Here is a 17795-nt window from a genome sequence, read left to right on the forward strand (position 1 = left end):
TTACAGCTACTACCAGCTATCTGACCGACTGATCACCTGTTCAGCCGGATCGGGCATACCATTTATCCATAAAAAAACCTGGCGTTAAGATTTGCCGTCCACACCAGGTTTAGTTCGGTTAACCCTTGTAGGAAAAATCCTTTCCCGGCCATAACCGGGAACAGGAGTATCGTCAACCAAACCATACAAATGTATGCAATTAATCGCTTATTGCAGCAGGCCTTTGCGCGCCCGGCTATCACTGCCCGCCTGCTGCGCCGCCAACCATCGGGAGCGCGCGCTGGCAACCAAAATCGATAGAATCATGAAACTCACAACGATCCTGCCGACCATTTTTGCCTTGCACCTCAGTGCCACAGGTGTTTCGCAGCAGGTAACCATTTCCTGTAAAAACATGCCGTTGCCACAGGTGCTGACGTTGATCAAGGAACAAACCGGCTTCGTGTTTTTCTACCGCACGCAGGACCTCCAGGGCATTGCGCCGGTAACAGCTCAGCTCTCCGGCGTACCCATCAAAACAGCTTTGCAACAAATGCTGCCCAAACCGCTGCATTTTGCCGTGCAGGGAAATACCGTGGTTATTTCCCGGGATATACCGGCGCAACCAACGGCGCCGGCCATCCTGCCGCAACCTGCCGCCCCGCTGCCGGATGTGACGGGGAAAGTGACGGACGACAAAGGCCAACCCCTACCCGGGATTTCCATACAGGTAAAGGGTTCCCGCAAAGCCGCCATCACGGACAAGAACGGGCAGTTCACCGTAAAGGAAGCCGGCAACGGCGCCATCCTGATCGTGTCCTGCATCGGGTACGAAACGCAGACGGTCAGCGTTACCAGCACCAGCAACCTGCTGATCGTCCTCCAGCCAAAAGCAGGTGAACTGGACCAGTACGTGGTAGTAGGCTACGGCAGCACCAAACGGAAGGACCTCACCGGCTCCGTAGCCTCCGTAGATGTAAACGAAGTGAAGGACGTGCCTTTCGCCAGCCTCGACCAGGCCCTGGCCGGAAAAGCCGCAGGGGTACAGGTAACCCAGGCGGATGGCTCCCCCGGCGGCGTAGCCAAAATACGCATCCGCGGCGGTACCTCCCTCATCGGCGGCAACGATCCGCTCTATATCATCGATGGAGTACAGGTCACCATCCAAAACCGCTATATTCAAAACCAGGCGGAAGTAGTGAACCCGGTAGAACGCTTCGGTAGCGATGATCCCAACTCCACGGTCGGCGGCTCCTTTGCACGCGGACTCAATAGCCTGGCCGGCCTCAATATCTCCGATATCGAATCCATCGACATCCTCAAAGACGCTTCCGCCACCGCTATCTACGGCTCCAAAGCCGCCAACGGCGTCATCATCATTACCACCAAAAAAGGTAAACTGGATCAAAAGCCCGTGCTGGATGTTAACTATTACACCGGCTTCAGCAAACCCGTGAAGGAAAAGCTGCTCAATGCGGACCAATACCGCATGATCATGAAGGAAGCGGCAAAAAACCTGAACGACGCCCGCGCCGCCGCCGGCCAGGCGCCTAACGCAACAGCCGCCAACATTCTCAATAACCCCAACTTCCTCGGTACAGCCAATACCGACTGGTTGGGCGAAGTGCTGCAAACAGGCATACTGCACAACGCGGATGTCTCCGTAAGAGGCGGCGGATCCAGCTCCCGGTACTATACCTCTCTCGCCTATACGAAACAGAATGGTACCGTAAAAGGCACGGACTTTAACCGCATCTCAGGCAAAATCAGCCTCGACAATGATATCACCCGCAAGTTCCGGGTAATGACCAACCTCGACTACGGCTTCACCAAAAACAAAATCACCAACGGGATGTATGCCCAGGCCCTCTACGCGCCGCCCACCTTGCCGGCCTATAATCCGGATGGCTCCGTGTACCGCTTCCTGGCCTCTACCATCGGCGGCTACGATTACGAAGGCTATCAAAACCCGCTGGTCCTGCTGGATGGTATCAACGAAGCGAAAACCGCTATGCTGCTCGGTTCCCTCGCCGCGGAATACGAGATACTGCCTTCCCTGAAATACAGGAGCATCCTCTCGGTTAACTATAACAACTACCACCAGCTGAACTACGTGCCCAGCACCGCTGTCATCGCCTCGCCCAACGGCGTCGGCAGCTCCAACGGCGGCACGGCCTCCCAGAGCCAGTCGGACGAGGTGAACCTCTTCTACGAAAACACCCTCACCTGGGAAAAGCAATTCAATGATCACCACCGCCTCACGGTAGTCGGCGGTACCTCCTGGCAGAAGTACCGGTTCAACTCCTTCTCCGCCAGCGGCCAGGGCTTCCCGGATGATAAATACCTGAACAACCTTTCTTCCGCGGCAGTTACCCTGCCTGCCACCGGCGTTTCCGGGCAAAACGCACTGCTCAGTTTCTACCTCCGCGCCAACTACGCGCTGTACGATAAATACCTGTTCACTTTCACCGGCCGCTCGGATGCAAGCTCCAAATTCCCGGCAAACAACCGCGTGGGTTACTTCCCTTCCGGCGGTGTGGCCTGGCGTATTTCGGATGAAAACTTCATGAAACGCGCCTCCTGGGTCAATGAGCTGAAGCTCCGTATGAGCGCAGGTTATACCGGTACGCAGAATTTCGGCGATTATATGTTCTACACCCTCTACACGCCGCAAGCCTATGCGGGCAGTAACGCCCTCGTACCTACGCAGCTGGGTAACGAAAAGATCCGCTGGGAATCCACCCTGCAAAAAGACCTGGGGCTGGATTTCGCCTTCTTTAAAAACCGGCTCAGAGGCGTGTTCGGTTACTACGAAAAACTGACCACCGGCCTGTTACTCACTACCAGCCTGCCTCCCAGCTCCTCTTATACGACGGTGATCACCAACCTGGCCACCATCCGTAACCGTGGCCTGGAACTGGACCTCCGGGGGGATTTCATCCGCCACAAACAATTCCAGTGGAGCGGCGCGCTGAATATTTCCGGCAACCGCTCCCTGGTAAAAGATATCAGCAGCGACTTCACCGATCCCAACTCAGACCCTGCCACCGCGCAGTACTACCTCGGTAACAGTATCGTGCGGAAAAACGAACCACTGGGCCTGATCTACGGTAAGGAGTTTGCCGGCATTATCCACACGCAAAAGGAACTGGAGGACTATAAACGGGACTTTGCGCTGGCGCCATACTTCGCCCGCTATATGAACATCGGGGATCCGATGTACAAACTGGACAGCACCGGCTATTATACGGAAAACGTCATCGGCCATGCACAGCCTAAATTCTTCGGGGGCTTTACCAATACCTTCAACTACAAAAATTTCAGCCTCATCACCCTGCTGACTTTTTCCTACGGCGGGGAGATCCTCTACCTGGCGGATATCCAGAACTCCTACATCAGCGGGCGTACAAACAAAGGCGTGCGCATACTGGACCGCTGGACGCCTGAAAACCCGGGTAGCGACAGGCCACGGGTTATCCTCGGGGAAAACAGCGTGTACTACACCGCCAGCAACAACGTGTACGATGCCTCTTACCTGAAGCTGAAATCAGTAACGCTGACGTACACACTGCCGGCGGCATTAACGAAAAGGATGCGCATCCAGCACGCTTCCGCCTACGTGTCCGGCGCCAACCTGTTCTGCATCACCAAATATCCGGGACCGGATCCTGAAGTGAGCAATAATCCATACAGCCTTATCAACGGCAGTAGCGACGTAGGCACCTATCCAACGGTGCGCCAATACACCGTAGGCCTCCGTTTTGGTTTCTAATTAAAATCAGTCAGAAGATGAAAAAGACAGTCATACTATACATGTTTTTGCTGACGGCAGCCGCCTGTAACAAGGAACTGGGTAAACTGCCGGAAAACGCCAGGGTAGAGGGGAACACCATCCTGGACCAACGTACTTCCGAAATTGCGCTCAATGGCGTGTACTATCGTTTTGCAAACGTGGACGCCGGCGCCAATACCACCAAATGGCGGGATAATGAAGTCATACCCGGTATGTGCGCCGGCTACCTGGGCAGCGGCTACGGGGCGGACCCCGCAGAGGAAAACGCCTATTCCAATTCCAATTTCGTCAGCTCCCCCTGGATGGCCTGCTATACATTGGTCAATGCCGCCAACGGCGTAATTACCGGCGTAACGGCCCTGCCGGATAACGCGTTTACAGATAACCGTAAAAAGGAAATCCTTGCGGAAGCGCGCTTCCTGCGCGCTTATGGGCATTACCGCCTCCTCACGCTGTACGGCGAGTGGTACGACAGGTCCAGCGCCTACGGCGCGTTGCTCCGTACTGAATTCGTCACCCTGGGCAATATCCCTAAGCAGCGCAGCACCGTGCAGGAAAGCTATGACCTCATCCTGGAAGACATCAACTACGCCGTGGATAATGCCGCCGCCTCCCGCCCGAATTATTACGCAAATAAATGGGTGGCCATGGCGCTGAAGCTGCGCATCCTCATGAGCTACGGGGATCACGCCGCCGCTGCCACGCTGGCGGATAATATCATCAAAAGCGGACCTTATCAGCTGGAGCCAAACGTAAAGGATATCTTTTACGTCAAAGGCCTGACCAGCAAGGAAGTGATGCTGGGCATACCGCCACAGCAAAACCAGGCCACCTACTTTTACAACCTCAGTTCCCAGTATTACCCCGGCGCTTCCACCTGGTATGCGGCCCGGCAACGGCTGAAGGACCTGCTGCAAAATGATCCCCGCCAAAGCTGGCTGATTGGCGACGCCGGTACAAACAGCCCCGGCGCCTACTATTTCCTGAAGTATATCCCGCAAGGCGCCAAGGCAACCACGCTCTCTGAAACGGCCTACGCCTTCCGGCTCACGGAAGTGTACCTCCTGGGCGCGGAAGCGCTGCTCCGCAGCGGTGGCAGCGCCGCTGCCGCCAAAGCGCTGGTGAAGGAAGTAATGCAACATGCCGGCGTAACAAACTTCTCCGCTATCGACAATGCCGCTACTACCAACGAACTGTTGCTGCAGGTCTATTACGAAATCGCCCGCAGCCTCGTCGGGGAGGACGGGCAGGAATGGCAGGCATTGCTGCGCTTGCCTTTTGCCACCGTGCAGCAACTCAAACCGGAGATCAAGGATAAACTGCAATATATCTTCCCCGTGCCCCGCACGGAGTTCCAGCAAAATCCGCTCTTCGGCGATCAAAATAAAGGTTACCAGAAGTAAATAACTTTTAACATGCGATTAAAACAAAGCACAGCAGGAGTAAATAACTTTTACATAACCTTCGCTTAAAACAAAGCATACCCGCAATAACTACCTTTCACAAAACCTGACACGAATGAAAAAACAACTCATCGTCTGTACCCTGCTGGCAGCCGCCTGCAAACCAGGCACGCCAAAGCAAGCCAGCATCACCGCTGATATCAAAGGTATCACGGACTCCATTGTTCGTATAATGATACCCGTTGCCGACTCCTCCCGGATGGATTCCGCCGTGGTAACCAACGGCCATTTCACCTGGACAGGCAACATCGGCCAGACAGAAAAGATCTACATCGGCGCCGCGAGCCGCTTCATACAACTGTACATGGGCAATGATGAAGTGAAAATTTCCGGCAACATCGATTCCCTGGAAAGCCTCGCTATCACCGGCTCCCCGGCGCAGGACGAATACAAGGCTTTCCGCGCTTCCATCAAGGATATCACCGGCCAGGAAGATGCGCTCTACAACAACTGGGAAGAAGCGCATAAAACGGATAGCGGCGCAGCAGCCACCGAAGCAAAGCTGGAAGCGCTGCGCAACCAGCGGCATGATCGCACCGTCGCCTATATCCGCTCACACCCCGCCAGCGCCATCAGCGTAAGCATGCTGGCGGATATGGCCGTGATCGGCGAGTATGCGCCGCTCGACAGCCTGTATAAAGCCCTCGACCCAACAGCGCAACAAAGCAACGCAGGCAAACGCCTGGCCAAACGCCTCGATATCCTCAAACGCAGCGCCATCGGCGCCCAAATGATGGACTTCACCCAGAACGATACCAACGGCAAACCGGTGAAGCTCTCCGACCTGAAAGGCAAGTACGTCCTGCTCGATTTCTGGGCCAGCTGGTGCGGGCCCTGCCGCGCTGAAAATCCCAACGTGCTCAAAGCCTACAACGCGTTCAAGGATAAAAACTTCACCGTGGTAGGCGTCTCCCTGGATGATAACGCGGATAAATGGAAAGCCGCCATCAAACAGGATGCGATGCCGTGGATCCAGCTGTCGGACCTGAAAGGCTGGCGCAACGAAGTGGCGCAGCATTACGGCATCCAGGCCATTCCGTTCTCCTTCCTGATCGACCCTGACGGTAAGATCATCGCTAAAGAATTACGCGGCAGCAAACTGCACGAAACGCTTGCAGCAATCCTTAACAATCAAAAACCAGCCATATGAAATTTCAACTGATAACGGTAACGGCTACACTTATAGCCACGGCCGCCATCGCCCAGCAACCTTTTACCGTCAACGGAAAATTACAGGGCCTCCCTAACGGGTACGTATATCTCAGCTACGGATCAGCAGGGCAATACCGCTCGGATAGCGCGCTGGCAAAGAACGGCAGCTTTACCTTTAAAGGAGAGCTGGCCAATCCTGGCATGGCGCGGCTCTATGTGGACAAAGAAAAGGTCATGCGGGATATGACCGCTTCCCTAACCTTTTTTATGGAACCCGGCGTTATGACCGTGACGGGCAATGCCGCCACCCTCAACAAACTAAAGGTAACGGGCTCGGCTACCCAAAAAGAACTGGAACAGCTGGAAGCTGCCAAAGCTCCCATCATGGCCCGGCTGAAACCAATTTCAGCGGAGTACAACAAGCTCAACGACCAGTACATCGCCATGCATAAAACAAAAGCAAGCGAAGCGGAACTGGAAGCCTTCAAGGAAAAAGTCAACGCCGTGAAGGATAAAATGGAGCCCTACTATGAGCAGCTGGAAAAAGTGGAAATGGACTATATCAAAAACCATCCCGCCTCTTATGTAAGCGCCTATTCCCTCCGCTGGCGCGTTAGCAGCATTCCCCTGCAACAAGGGGAAGCCCTCTACGCTGCCATGCCGGATTACATTCAGCAAAGCCCCGATGGCAAGGAGATACGAAAAGAACTGGACGGCCTGAAGATGGGCTCGCCCGGCAGCGTGGCGCACGTGTTTTCTAAAAAGGATATCAACGGGGAACCGCTGAGCCTGGCGGATTTCAAAGGTAAATACGTATTGGTGGACTTCTGGGCCAGCTGGTGCGTGCCCTGCAGGAAAGGCAATCCCCACCTTAAATCGCTCTACGCCAAATACAAGGATAAAGGTTTCGAAATCATCGGTATTTCCGATGACGACCGCAACGAGGCGGCCTGGAAAAAAGCCGTGGCACAGGATGGTATCGGCATCTGGAAGCACGTGCTCCGCGGGCTCGACATGCAAAAACGCATGGCCAACCAACCGAATCCGGATGATATCAGCGATTACTACGGTATCCATTCCCTGCCCACCAAAATCCTCATCGACCCCAACGGGATGATCATCGGCCGCTACGGCGGCGGTGGGGAAAATGATGAAGCCATGGATAAAAAACTGGCTTCCATTTTCGGAAACATTTAATGCATTCCTGTCCGAACCCACATAAAACAAGAAGGGTGTATCAGCATTGATACACCCTTTTTATGTTACCATATTCTGGCGTAATTCTTGTGTAATAATTCCCCGTCTGACGCTGCAAGGAATGTCTTTATTTGAAAAACCAGTGCTAAGGAAAAGTGCCGTCCCCTCATTCATTTGTAGCAGCAGTACTGTATCTGTCGAACCATCGTCCTGAATTTTATCGCCTTCCTTTGTCAGCCTTGGCGCAAGCCGTGTATATGGCTCTGCCTGCATGTGCCGGAAAGATTCCATTGTATCGTTGTAGCGTGTTAAGTTCCCAATAATTTTCAAAAACCAGGAAACTCTTTCCACCAATGCATGTTTTGTGAGGCGGCGTGGAAGTGTGCAATGAATGGCTACTATCTGTAAACAAGTAATGTTTGAGCAAATGGCAATCAGACGGAAACCCTTATTGACTGCCGGTTGGCATTTCATAATTTTTTTAGGCGGCGCCCTGCAGGGTTATGGGCAGGCGCAACAGCGGGATACCTCGCTGCCCGCGGGCGTTAAAGCCGCGCCTTTACTACTCAAACCCATCACCGTGTATGGAGAGCGGCAGGTAAACCTGGGCCAGATGAGTACGCATATCATGGGCATCGATCAGCTCAAACGTATGCCCGTACTGTTTGGCGAAGTGGACCCCCTCAAAACCATCACGCTGTTACCAGGCGTGAAAAACGGGGGAGATGCCGGCGCCGGCATATACGTACGCGGCGGCGGGCCTGATCAGAACCTCGTACTGCTGGACGGCATTACCGTCTACAACCCTAACCACCTCCTCGGCGCATTCAGTATTTTCAACGGGGATGCAGTCAATAACATCGAAGTGATCAAAGGGGGGATACCGGCAGAATATGGCGGTAGGCTCAGCAGCGTTATCTCGGTAGCCACCCGCGATGGGAATAAGGATAGCCTGAAAGTCAGTGGCGGCGTAGGTTTGATATCTTCCCGCCTCACGGCCGAAGGCCCCCTGGTAAAAGGTAAATCCTCCTTCCTGGTCAGCGCCAGAAGAACCTATATTGATCAACTGGCCAGGCTGATCGCGCCGGACTCCTTCCACAAAAGCGGTTACTATTTTTATGACATCAATGCAAAGCTGACCTACGATATCAATCCCGCCAACACCTTGTCCTTAACCCTGTACAACGGGAAGGATAAATTCTCTTATTACCGCGAGCATGAAAAAGGCGGCCGTAAGCGGGATTTCAAAGCTAACTGGGGCAATACCATCGCCGGGCTTACCTGGAAGCAACAGCTGAATAAAAAATTGCAACAGCAGCTTTCCCTGGTCTATAGTTATTTCAACCTCGGCAGCAGCGTTACCTATGATACGGACGGAATCCTTTTCTCCTCCGGCCTCAACGATTACCAGGTTAAAAACGATTGGCTGTTCCGCGTAAATGATCAGCTGTTGCTGAAAGCCGGCTGGCAACTGATCCGCCACGAGTTCAAGCCGGGCGCAGGCGCCATCAATGCCGGCCAGCAGGAATTTGAGTCGAAGATCACCAAGCAGTACGGCCGGGAAGCCGCTGCCTACCTCAGCGCGGACCTGGATGTAACCAAACAGTTACGCCTCAACGGCGGCCTGCGGGTGAGTTATTTTGACCAGGTGGGACCTACGGAAAGAGTATTGTACGGCGTAGATGGCGTGCCCACCGGCCAAAAGGAAACGTATGGGAAAGGAGCGGTCATTGCCCGGTACTACTACCCGGAACCCAGGCTGGGCCTGCGTTACCTGCTGGCGAAGGATGCCAGCCTGAAATTGTCGTTTACCCGTACGGTGCAGTACCTGCAGCTGGCAACTACGAGCGCGGCTACCTTTCCGAGCGACTTATGGATACCCGTCAGTAAACTGATAAAGCCCGGCCTGGCGGACCAGGTGGCTGCCGGCTACTACCAGGAGTTCCCGGACAAAGGCTACGAGTTCAGCGTGGAAACCTATTACAAAAAATTGCAGCACCAGGTAGAGTTCAAGCCCGGCGCGCAACTGCTGCTGAACCAAAACCTCGAAGGAGAGATGGTGTTTGGTACCGGGAAGGCTTACGGCATTGAATTACTGTTGCAGAAAAAAACCGGTGATTTAACCGGGTGGATTGGCTATACGCTGAGCCGCACGGAGCGCACCTTCCCGCAGCTCAATAACGGCAAGCCCTATCCTTACCGTTACGATCGTACGCACGACCTGAGCGTCACCGCCAATTACCAGCTGTCAAAAAAATGGTTGTTCTCCGGCGTCTTTGTGTACGCTACCGGCAATGCGCTCACCATGCCCAACGGCCGCTTTGTCTATAACCTCGGTTATAACTCCAAAACAGACAGTCCGGTGTTTACCAATATCGACCAGTACGGCAAGGTAAACGACTACCGCATGCCGGCCTATCACCGCCTGGACGTATCGTTTACCTATACGCCCAAACCGGAAAGCGTACGGCGCTACAAAAGCAGTTGGGTCTTTGGCGTGTACAACGTGTACAACCGCATGAACCCTTATTTTATCTATATCGATGTGGATGAAGAAAAAGAAACCATACAGGGCAAACAGGTGACGCTGTTCCCGATCCTGCCATCCATTACCTGGAACTTTAATTTCTGATGTATGAGAAAGTCCGTAACAGCTCTGATGATCCTGCTGATGGGGCTCATGGCCTGCGAAAAAAATATTGATATCAGCGTGGATGCCGGCCCGCCGCTGGTAGTGGTCGAAGGCTATATCAATAACAGCCTGCGCGCCTATAACTACGTGATCGTCGGTAAATCGCTCCGCTACGATCAGGCTGATTTTGCGAATACGCCCATCGAAGGCGCGGAGGTCACCATCACGGAAGGTACCTACACGCCTGGCCATGGCTACAGCTGGGATGATTCCCGGAGCGTAAAACTCCAGGAAGTAAAAGTGCCGGAGCTGGGCAACGTCAAGGTGCCGGGCGTATATTTTGATCCGCGCCGGGTCACCGATTCCGCCCACGCGCTGCTGGGCGTTCCCGGTAAGTCTTACCTGTTGGAGATCACCGCGGAAGGCAAAAAATATTCCGCCATCACTACCTTGCCATTGCCCGTGCGGATCGACAGCCTGACCAATACCCCTTCCTTCCGGGACGATTCCGGCAAGCTCCGCTCACGGCTGATGGTACACTACAAGGACCCGGACACGCTGGGCAATGCGCAGCTCTATTACTGGAAAAACGTGGAATCCAAAAGCACGTTCGGCTGGGGCGCCATGTACACGGACCGTTATATTCCCAATACGGACGATCTGATCAACGGGCAGGCAGTGCACATCACGCATTCCTCCCAGCTCCCGGTAGGGGATAGCATCCGGTATTTTCTCATCAGCGTGGAGCGGCCCGTGCATGATTTCTGGGACAGCTTCAATAAAGCCCGCATAAACGGCGGTCCGTTCACAACGCCGGTAAGTCTAAAAAGTAATATTAGGGGAGAAAATATAGTCGGATGTTTCAGCGGTTTTAGCGTCAGCACGGCGGTACACCTGATGCAGTAAGCCATAATTGACGGTGGCCCGCTTAAGCAACCGCGTTTCCCGAGGGGCTGCCGTCCTGAAAAATTGCTACCTGACCTGGATGTTTTTTTATGATACTGTATAGTCTGCGGCTCCGCCATTCTTATCAAGCAGAAATCCCTGTTTCCAGCTATGAAACATTCCTGCTAAAATGATTATTTTGCATGGAAATAATTAATCATATAATGGCTGTTTCATTGTACCCGCCTGCTCCTGTTTTATCTGATGAAAAGATCTTCCTGCCATCGGCCAGTTTCAGAAAACAAACGACCCGCGTCATCGGCGCCATCCTGTTGTTCTTTTGCGTGTACCTGTTGCTGTTAGGCGCTGCGCTGGCCATAGGCGTTGGCAGCATGGCTGCCGGTATTTATATCCTCACCCTGGGTATAAACGGATTAATAGTGCTGGTTTCCGGGGGGCTGGTAGCAATGGGGCTGGCCGTGATCGTCTTTGTTGTGAAATTCATTTTCGCCGGCAAAAAAACAGACAATGACCATATCGTGATCACGGAAGCAGAACAGCCGGAACTCTTCGCCTTCATCCGCCGCCTCACGGAAGAAACCAACACCCGCTTTCCCAAAAAGATCGAAATTTCCCCGGATGTAAACGCCGCCGTGTACTATGATTCCAGCTTTTGGAGCATGTTCCTCCCGGTACGCAAAAACCTCATCATCGGGATGGGCCTCGTCAACAGTGTCAACATCAGCGAATTCAAAGCCATCATGGCGCACGAGTTCGGCCACTTCAGCCAGCGCAGCATGAAGCTGGGCAGCTTTACCTACAATGTAAACCGCGTGATCTATGATATGCTCTACGAAAATGACGGCTATAACAGGTTCCTCCGCGGTATGGCCGGCCTCCACTCCGTAGTGGCCGTATTCACCATCCTGGCAAGCAAAATCGCCCGCGCCATCCAGTACATCCTAAAGGATATGTACAAGCTGGTAAACAAACAGTATATGGGCCTCAGCCGGGAAATGGAGTTTCATGCGGATACCATCGCCGCGGCGGTAGCCGGCGGCAACAACGCCGTCAGCGGACTGGTAAAGGTGTCCGTCGGCGGCATTACCTACGCGAAAGCCATTGGCATGGCCAATGAAATGCTGCCGGATAAAAAAATCACCGCCAACATCTACGATAACCAGCTGCTGATCCTCGCCGGGCTGGTGGACAAATACAACCTGCAGCTGACCGGTAGCCTCAGCGCCGTACCCACCGGCTTATGGGGCTTCGATGAAACCAGCCGCATCCTGTACAAGGACCAATGGGCCAGTCACCCCACCTTCGAAGAACGTAAAGCCAATATCACCGCGCTGAACTTATACGTCGCGCCGGACGAAACGCCCGCTATCCGCCTGTTCGCCAATCCGGACGCGCTGCAGCAGCGCGCCACCCGCCTCGCTTACGCAGCTGTCAATACAGAAGAACTCACCGTTTGCCCTGCTACCGAATTTGCCGCGCAATGGGAAGTAAAAGATGCGGCATACACCGTGCCGCCTCAATTCGACAGCTTCTATAAATTCCGGGTGCCCCGCTACGGGGATTGGGATTTTGACGCCATCCTCGCCTCTACGCCAATGATCCCGCCCCATGAAATTTTCAGCGAAGCCAATGCACAAATCGCCACCGCGGTAAGAAGGAATAAAGCGGATATCCAGACGCTGGAAGCCATCATCGCGGGGGAAATAGACGTCCGGACATTTGATTTTGAAGGGCAGCGCTATAACAGCGCGGAAGCCGCTGCGCTAAAGCAACAGCTGGAACAGGAGCTGGCTGCGGATACAGCCGCGTCCGAACTGCTGGATAAACAGCTGTTCTGCTATTATTACCAGCAGAATAATGCGACCCTGGATTACTATAAAGACATGGCGGCTGTCGTGAATAACGCCAACGCCTATACGGAATTGGTGAACAAAGTCATTGACCTGGTCAATACCTTCTACGGCCAGCAGGTACCCATTGAAAAAATTCAGCATGCCCTGCGGGCCATCCGCGAATCGCATAACGAAGCACTGAAAACCTCGTTCCGCGAGTCGATAGACAAAGGCGTGGTCACCGCCGAATGGCTGAAGCAGGACCTGGCTGCCTTCATCGATGGGGACTACCAGTATTTCAAGGACGAAATGGTAATGGCTGCCGAAGTGAATCATATGATCCATTGTGCCACCAGCCTGGTCCATGCCTGGAACCTGTACGAGTACAGTCAGCACGTAGCCATGTTGGAAAAGCTGGCGCTGGCAGTGCCCGAGGCGGCATAATTGACCGCCTGTACAGGATTGTACAAAAAAATGCCCTGATTGTACAAGTCCCGGCCAAACGATTGTAAATACTTTTGATACTTTAAAACAGGTATCATGAAAGCAATAGGATTTAAATCATCATTACCGGTAGACGAAACAGAGAGTTTTATTTTATTCGAAACGCCAACGCCTGTTCCCACAGGCCACGATCTCCTCGTGAAAGTGCAGGCCGCTTCCGTAAACCCTGTTGATTACAAGATCCGCCAGAACAGCCTGAAAGACCAGGTAGCGGCGGAGCCTAAAGTCATCGGCTGGGATGCCGCAGGCATCGTGGAAGCAGTAGGAGAGGAAGTAACGCTGTTTAAAAAAGGAGATTACGTGTATTACGCCGGGGACTATACCCGGGCCGGCGGCGCCAACCAGGAATACCAGCTGATAGATGAACGCATTGTTGGCTTTGCACCAACTAAAGTAACCCTGGAAGAAGCGGCGGCCATGCCTTTAACCGCCCTTACTGCCTACGAATTACTGTTCGACAGGATGCGCCTCTCCAAAGAAAAAGATGCCGGCAAATCCATCCTCATTATCGGCGGCGCCGGCGGCGTAGGCTCCGTGACCATACAGCTGGCCAAAAAGTTGCTCGGCCTACGGGTGATAGCTACTGCCTCCCGTCCGGAATCGGTGGAGTGGTGCAAAAATTTGGGAGCGGATGTTGTCGTAAACCACCGCAACCTGGAACAGGAATTGAACGCTAACGGCTATACGGAGCTGGATTTCATCGTGGACTTTGTGGACCTGAATCAGTACTGGGATGTTATCGTAAAACTGATCAAACCACAGGGGCAGATAGGCGCTATCAGCGATGCCAAAGCGCCGGTGGACCTGCGTCCGCTGAAACGCAAAAGCCTCAGCTTCCACTGGGAACTGATGTTTACCCGGCCCATGTTTAACACCGCGGATATGATCGCGCAGCATCACATCCTCAATAAAATTGCCGCCCTGCTGGACGATGGTACGATCCGCTCTACCTTAAACACTACCCTGCAGAGCTTTACCGTCGAGAACCTGAAAGCCGCCCACCGCATGCTGGAATCAGGTACTGCCATCGGTAAAGTGGTGATCAAATATTAATGCAGCGCGTGTGAAGAGTGCCCGCTTCACACGCTGCTTTTTTTAGAACGGTAATAAACATTATCCCGTAAACATGCCTCACGCCATGCCTTCCAGCTGCTCAAAAATCGGCACCAGCGCCTTTCCCTTTTCACTCAGGTGATATTCGATATGCAAAGGCTTTTCACTTACGGTAATCTTATCCAGCAACCCCGCCGTTTCCAGCTCCTTCAACGCCACAGAAAGGGATTGCTTGTTGGCGCCGTTGATCTGCCGCAACAGGCTGTTAAATCGCATAGGGCCCGCCACGGCCAGTTTGAATAATTCAGGTTTCCATTTGCCGGCCAGCAATTTCAACAGGGCCTGGGCCGGACATTCCTTCCCGGTATTTTCAGGAGTAGTCATAAAATTCTGACTTATTGTGTTTGTGTATAGAACTGCTGACATTTGTGCAGACCGATAGCGCCTACAGATGTAGCCATCTATTCAATATCTGTTGGCCCAGGCCAACAGCGGATCTATTAAGTGCAGCACAAATTCAATTTAAGATGGAAGGTAATAAAAATCCGCTGATATGCGACCCGGTAACGGGAGTGTGTGAAATACCAGGTATGCAGTCAGCGCCGGAAGGCCCAATCCTACACGACCAGGAAAAACCACTGACAATCACTTACTTTACGGATCCTATCTGCTCCTCCTGCTGGGGCATAGAGCCACAGCTGCGAAAGCTGAAGCTGGAATATGGCCGCTTTATAAAGTTCTACTACCATATGGGCGGCCTGTTGCCCGACTGGAGTTATAACAGCGGCGGCATCAGCAAACCTTCCGATGTGGCCCACCACTGGGACGAGGTGAGCCTGCATTACAATATGCCCATTCTCGGGGATGTATGGCTGGAAGATCCATTGCCTTCATCCTATCCGCCTTCTATAGCCTTCAAGGCAGCGCAACTGCAGGACGAATACAAAGCCATTGCTTTCCTGCGGATTTCCAGGGAGATGTTATTCCTTCAGAAAAAGAATATTACCCGGTGGGAACATCTCTCTGATGCTGCTGCTGCGGCCGGCCTGGACCCGGCGCAGCTGAAAAAGGATTATGAACAAACGGCGGAAGCGCTCTTCCAGGACGACCTGGCCATGGCGCGGAGCATGGGGGTACGGGGCTTCCCCTCCATCTTCATCTCCGATAAGGATAAGCATACAGAGTTTGTCTACGGCGTAAAACCTTACGAGGTCTATACAAAAGCGATTCGCCGCCTCCTGGCGGATGCGCAGCCTGCCCCTTACGACAAATCCTGGGACGCGCTGTTTGGCGTGTACCCAACGCTCACCACCCGCGAGTTCGCAGAACTCTCGGAAGTGAGCCTCGACGCGGCGGCAACCACCCTCGGGGAATTGAAAACCGCCGGCCGGCTGGGCTGCTTCAGCACCCGCAACGGCGACCTTTGGCAAAAACTGGGTTAAAGTCCATTGTTTATACTGGTGGACCTGCAGCATCGCTGCGGGTCCTTTTTATTTTCTATCTTAGCATGGACGCAAGGAGGAGCCTTAGGTATGACGACATTCTCAGCATTCAACAACTTCACAGATAATTTACAGGAAACGGACCACCTGATGCCCGTACTTTTTGTAGGCCATGGCTCGCCCATGAACGGCATCGAGGATACGGAATTCAGCCGCAGATGGGCCAAAATGGGAGAGGAGATACCCCGGCCGGCCGCCGTGCTGGTAGTTTCCGCGCACTGGTACACCCGCGGTACTAAAATCACCGCCATGGATTTTCCCAAAACTATTCACGACTTCGGCGGCTTCCCGCAGGCGCTGTACGACGTGCAATACCCGGCCCCCGGCTCCCCGGAGCTGGCCCGCGAAACAGCGGACCTCCTGCAAACCGTACACGCGGAGCTGGATCACGACTGGGGACTGGATCATGGCGCCTGGACCGTGGTACGGCATATGTACCCCAAAGCGAATATCCCCGTGCTGCAACTCAGTATCGATTTCACGAAGGATGCCCGCTATCACTATGAGCTGGCCCGTGAACTCTACGCCCTCCGTAAAAAAGGCGTGCTGATCATCGGCAGCGGCAACATGGTCCATAACCTCCGCATGGTCGCGTGGGACCGCCTGGGCGAAGTCAGTTACGGTTTCGACTGGGCCCTCGCCATCAACGAAAAATTCAAGGACCTGATTGCCAGCGGCGATCACCAGGCGCTGATCCATTACAGCCAGCTCGGCAAAGAGGCCATGCTGGCCATTCCTACGCCGGATCATTATTTCCCCCTGATGTATTCCCTGGGATTGACTACGGGGAAAGATGCCGTGTCCTTCTTTAACGATAAGGCCGTGGGCGGCTCGCTCACCATGACCTCCGTGAAGTTCGGATAGGCGGCAACGTTATAAACGAAAATGCCGCGCCATTGGCGCGGCATTTTTTATCCAAAATGGACAAGCCCTTATTTTTTTGACATCGCTATCTTCAGCCCCATTAAAATATACACCACCCCGGATACTTTCCCCATCCTGCCGGCAAACTTCGGATGGGTAGTCAGCTTTTCGGAAAAGCTGGCCGCCAGCAGCGTCACAATGGAAAACCATACAATCCCGATCAGGCAGCAGCTCACCCCCAAGAGGATAAAAGGAGTAGGACTGGAAAGATTCTCCCGGGCAATGAACTGCGGGAAGAACGAAAGGAAAAACAACGCCACCTTGGGGTTGAGGATGTTGGTCACCAGCCCGGTGTAAAAGTTTTTCAGCGGACTATGCTCCTCGCTGTCCGGCCGGCTGAGGTCCAGCCCCTTGCCCTGCAACAGGCTCATAGCGCCCAGGTACATCAGGTAGCCCGCCCCCAGGTATTTGATCACGGAAAACGCCAGGGCGGATTTAGCTACTATTACGGATAAGCCCAGGGCCGCAAACGTAGTATGCACCAGTACCCCGGAGTTAATGCCCAGCGTAGAATATAAGCCCGCCTTACGACCTTCCCCGATGGTTTTGTTGAGAATGAAAACCGTATCGATCCCCGGCATCATGATGAAAAAAGAGGCTGTCATCAAAAACAAAAAATAATTCTCGATTCCCATAGCTAAATGGTTTATCCTGCGGTTGGCAGCAGGTAATGGTTGGTTACAGGTTTAATGAAATGTTGTTGGTTCCCTTGTTTCGGAGTGCAAAGAAACGGATAAATTTAAATTTAACCACAAGCGCTTTTATACTAAATATTAATTGGCCCGTTGGTGAAAATATTGATAATCAATATTTTGAACGTAAATTAAATTGTGTGCAATTTAATTGCTTAAAATACAC

Annotated in this window: 13 protein-coding genes; 10 read left to right on the forward strand and 3 right to left on the reverse strand. The window is 53.3% G+C overall.

The genetic code is table 11. From position 1 onward, the window contains the following. Positions 1-193: 193 nt before the first annotated feature. From BOC67_RS01900 to BOC67_RS01915, 4 genes are all read left to right on the forward strand, one after another. Positions 194-3751 (forward strand): TonB-dependent receptor, encoded by a 3558-nt coding sequence (locus BOC67_RS01900; RefSeq protein ID WP_291906656.1) that lies wholly within the window; start codon positions 194-196, stop codon positions 3749-3751. A gap of 17 nt (positions 3752-3768) precedes the next feature. Next, positions 3769-5175: a RagB/SusD family nutrient uptake outer membrane protein gene (locus BOC67_RS01905; RefSeq protein ID WP_291906657.1), complete on the forward strand. Its 1407-nt coding sequence runs from the start codon at positions 3769-3771 to the stop codon at positions 5173-5175. 115 nt (positions 5176-5290) lie between these two features. Then, positions 5291-6385: a TlpA disulfide reductase family protein gene (locus tag BOC67_RS01910; protein ID WP_291906659.1), complete on the forward strand. Its 1095-nt coding sequence runs from the start codon at positions 5291-5293 to the stop codon at positions 6383-6385. After that, positions 6382-7584: a TlpA disulfide reductase family protein gene (locus BOC67_RS01915; RefSeq protein WP_291906660.1), complete on the forward strand. Its 1203-nt coding sequence runs from the start codon at positions 6382-6384 to the stop codon at positions 7582-7584. Before BOC67_RS01910 ends, BOC67_RS01915 begins: the two co-directional genes overlap by 4 nt. Before the next feature lie 60 nt (positions 7585-7644). Here BOC67_RS01915 and BOC67_RS01920 read toward each other — a convergent pair whose 3' ends face one another. Then, entirely contained in the window at positions 7645-7935 is a 291-nt protein-coding gene (locus tag BOC67_RS01920) for a hypothetical protein (RefSeq protein ID WP_291906661.1), read from the reverse strand. A 76-nt stretch (positions 7936-8011) separates the two neighbouring features. Here BOC67_RS01920 and BOC67_RS01925 point away from each other — a divergent pair, with 76 nt between their 5' ends. The 4 genes from BOC67_RS01925 (at position 8012) to BOC67_RS01940 (ending at position 14511) form a co-directional block, all read left to right on the forward strand. Beyond that, positions 8012-10216: a TonB-dependent siderophore receptor gene (locus BOC67_RS01925; protein ID WP_291906662.1), complete on the forward strand. Its 2205-nt coding sequence runs from the start codon at positions 8012-8014 to the stop codon at positions 10214-10216. Between the two features lie 3 nt (positions 10217-10219). Next, positions 10220-11122 carry a DUF4249 domain-containing protein gene (locus BOC67_RS01930; RefSeq protein WP_291906663.1) on the forward strand — a complete coding sequence of 301 codons (903 nt, stop codon included), beginning with the start codon at positions 10220-10222 and terminating at the stop codon, positions 11120-11122. Between the two features lie 203 nt (positions 11123-11325). After that, positions 11326-13398 (forward strand): M48 family metallopeptidase, encoded by a 2073-nt coding sequence (locus BOC67_RS01935; protein WP_291906664.1) that lies wholly within the window; start codon positions 11326-11328, stop codon positions 13396-13398. 96 nt (positions 13399-13494) lie between these two features. Beyond that, positions 13495-14511, forward strand: coding sequence for a zinc-binding alcohol dehydrogenase family protein (locus tag BOC67_RS01940; RefSeq protein WP_291906666.1), 1017 nt, complete (start codon positions 13495-13497; stop codon positions 14509-14511). Positions 14512-14589: 78 nt separating this feature from the next. Here BOC67_RS01940 and BOC67_RS01945 read toward each other — a convergent pair whose 3' ends face one another. Continuing rightward, positions 14590-14895: a helix-turn-helix domain-containing protein gene (locus tag BOC67_RS01945; RefSeq protein WP_291906667.1), complete on the reverse strand. Its 306-nt coding sequence runs from the start codon at positions 14893-14895 to the stop codon at positions 14590-14592. 143 nt (positions 14896-15038) lie between these two features. On the opposite strand from BOC67_RS01945, the gene BOC67_RS01950 reads away from it, so the two are divergent. Both BOC67_RS01950 and ygiD read left to right on the forward strand, forming a co-directional pair. Then, entirely contained in the window at positions 15039-15953 is a 915-nt protein-coding gene (locus BOC67_RS01950) for a DsbA family protein (protein WP_291906668.1), read from the forward strand. 90 nt (positions 15954-16043) lie between these two features. Continuing rightward, entirely contained in the window at positions 16044-16877 is an 834-nt protein-coding gene (gene ygiD, locus BOC67_RS01955; protein ID WP_291906669.1) for a 4,5-DOPA dioxygenase extradiol, read from the forward strand. Positions 16878-16945: 68 nt separating this feature from the next. On the opposite strand, the gene BOC67_RS01960 is transcribed toward ygiD, so the two are convergent. Then, the gene (locus tag BOC67_RS01960; RefSeq protein WP_291906671.1) at positions 16946-17542 is read right to left on the reverse strand and encodes a LysE family translocator; all 597 of its coding nucleotides are present in this window, start codon (positions 17540-17542) and stop codon (positions 16946-16948) included. Positions 17543-17795 lie beyond the last annotated feature (253 nt).

The sequence above is a fragment of the Chitinophaga sp. CB10 genome (genome assembly GCA_001870995.2).
Lineage (GTDB): Bacteria > Bacteroidota > Bacteroidia > Chitinophagales > Chitinophagaceae > Chitinophaga.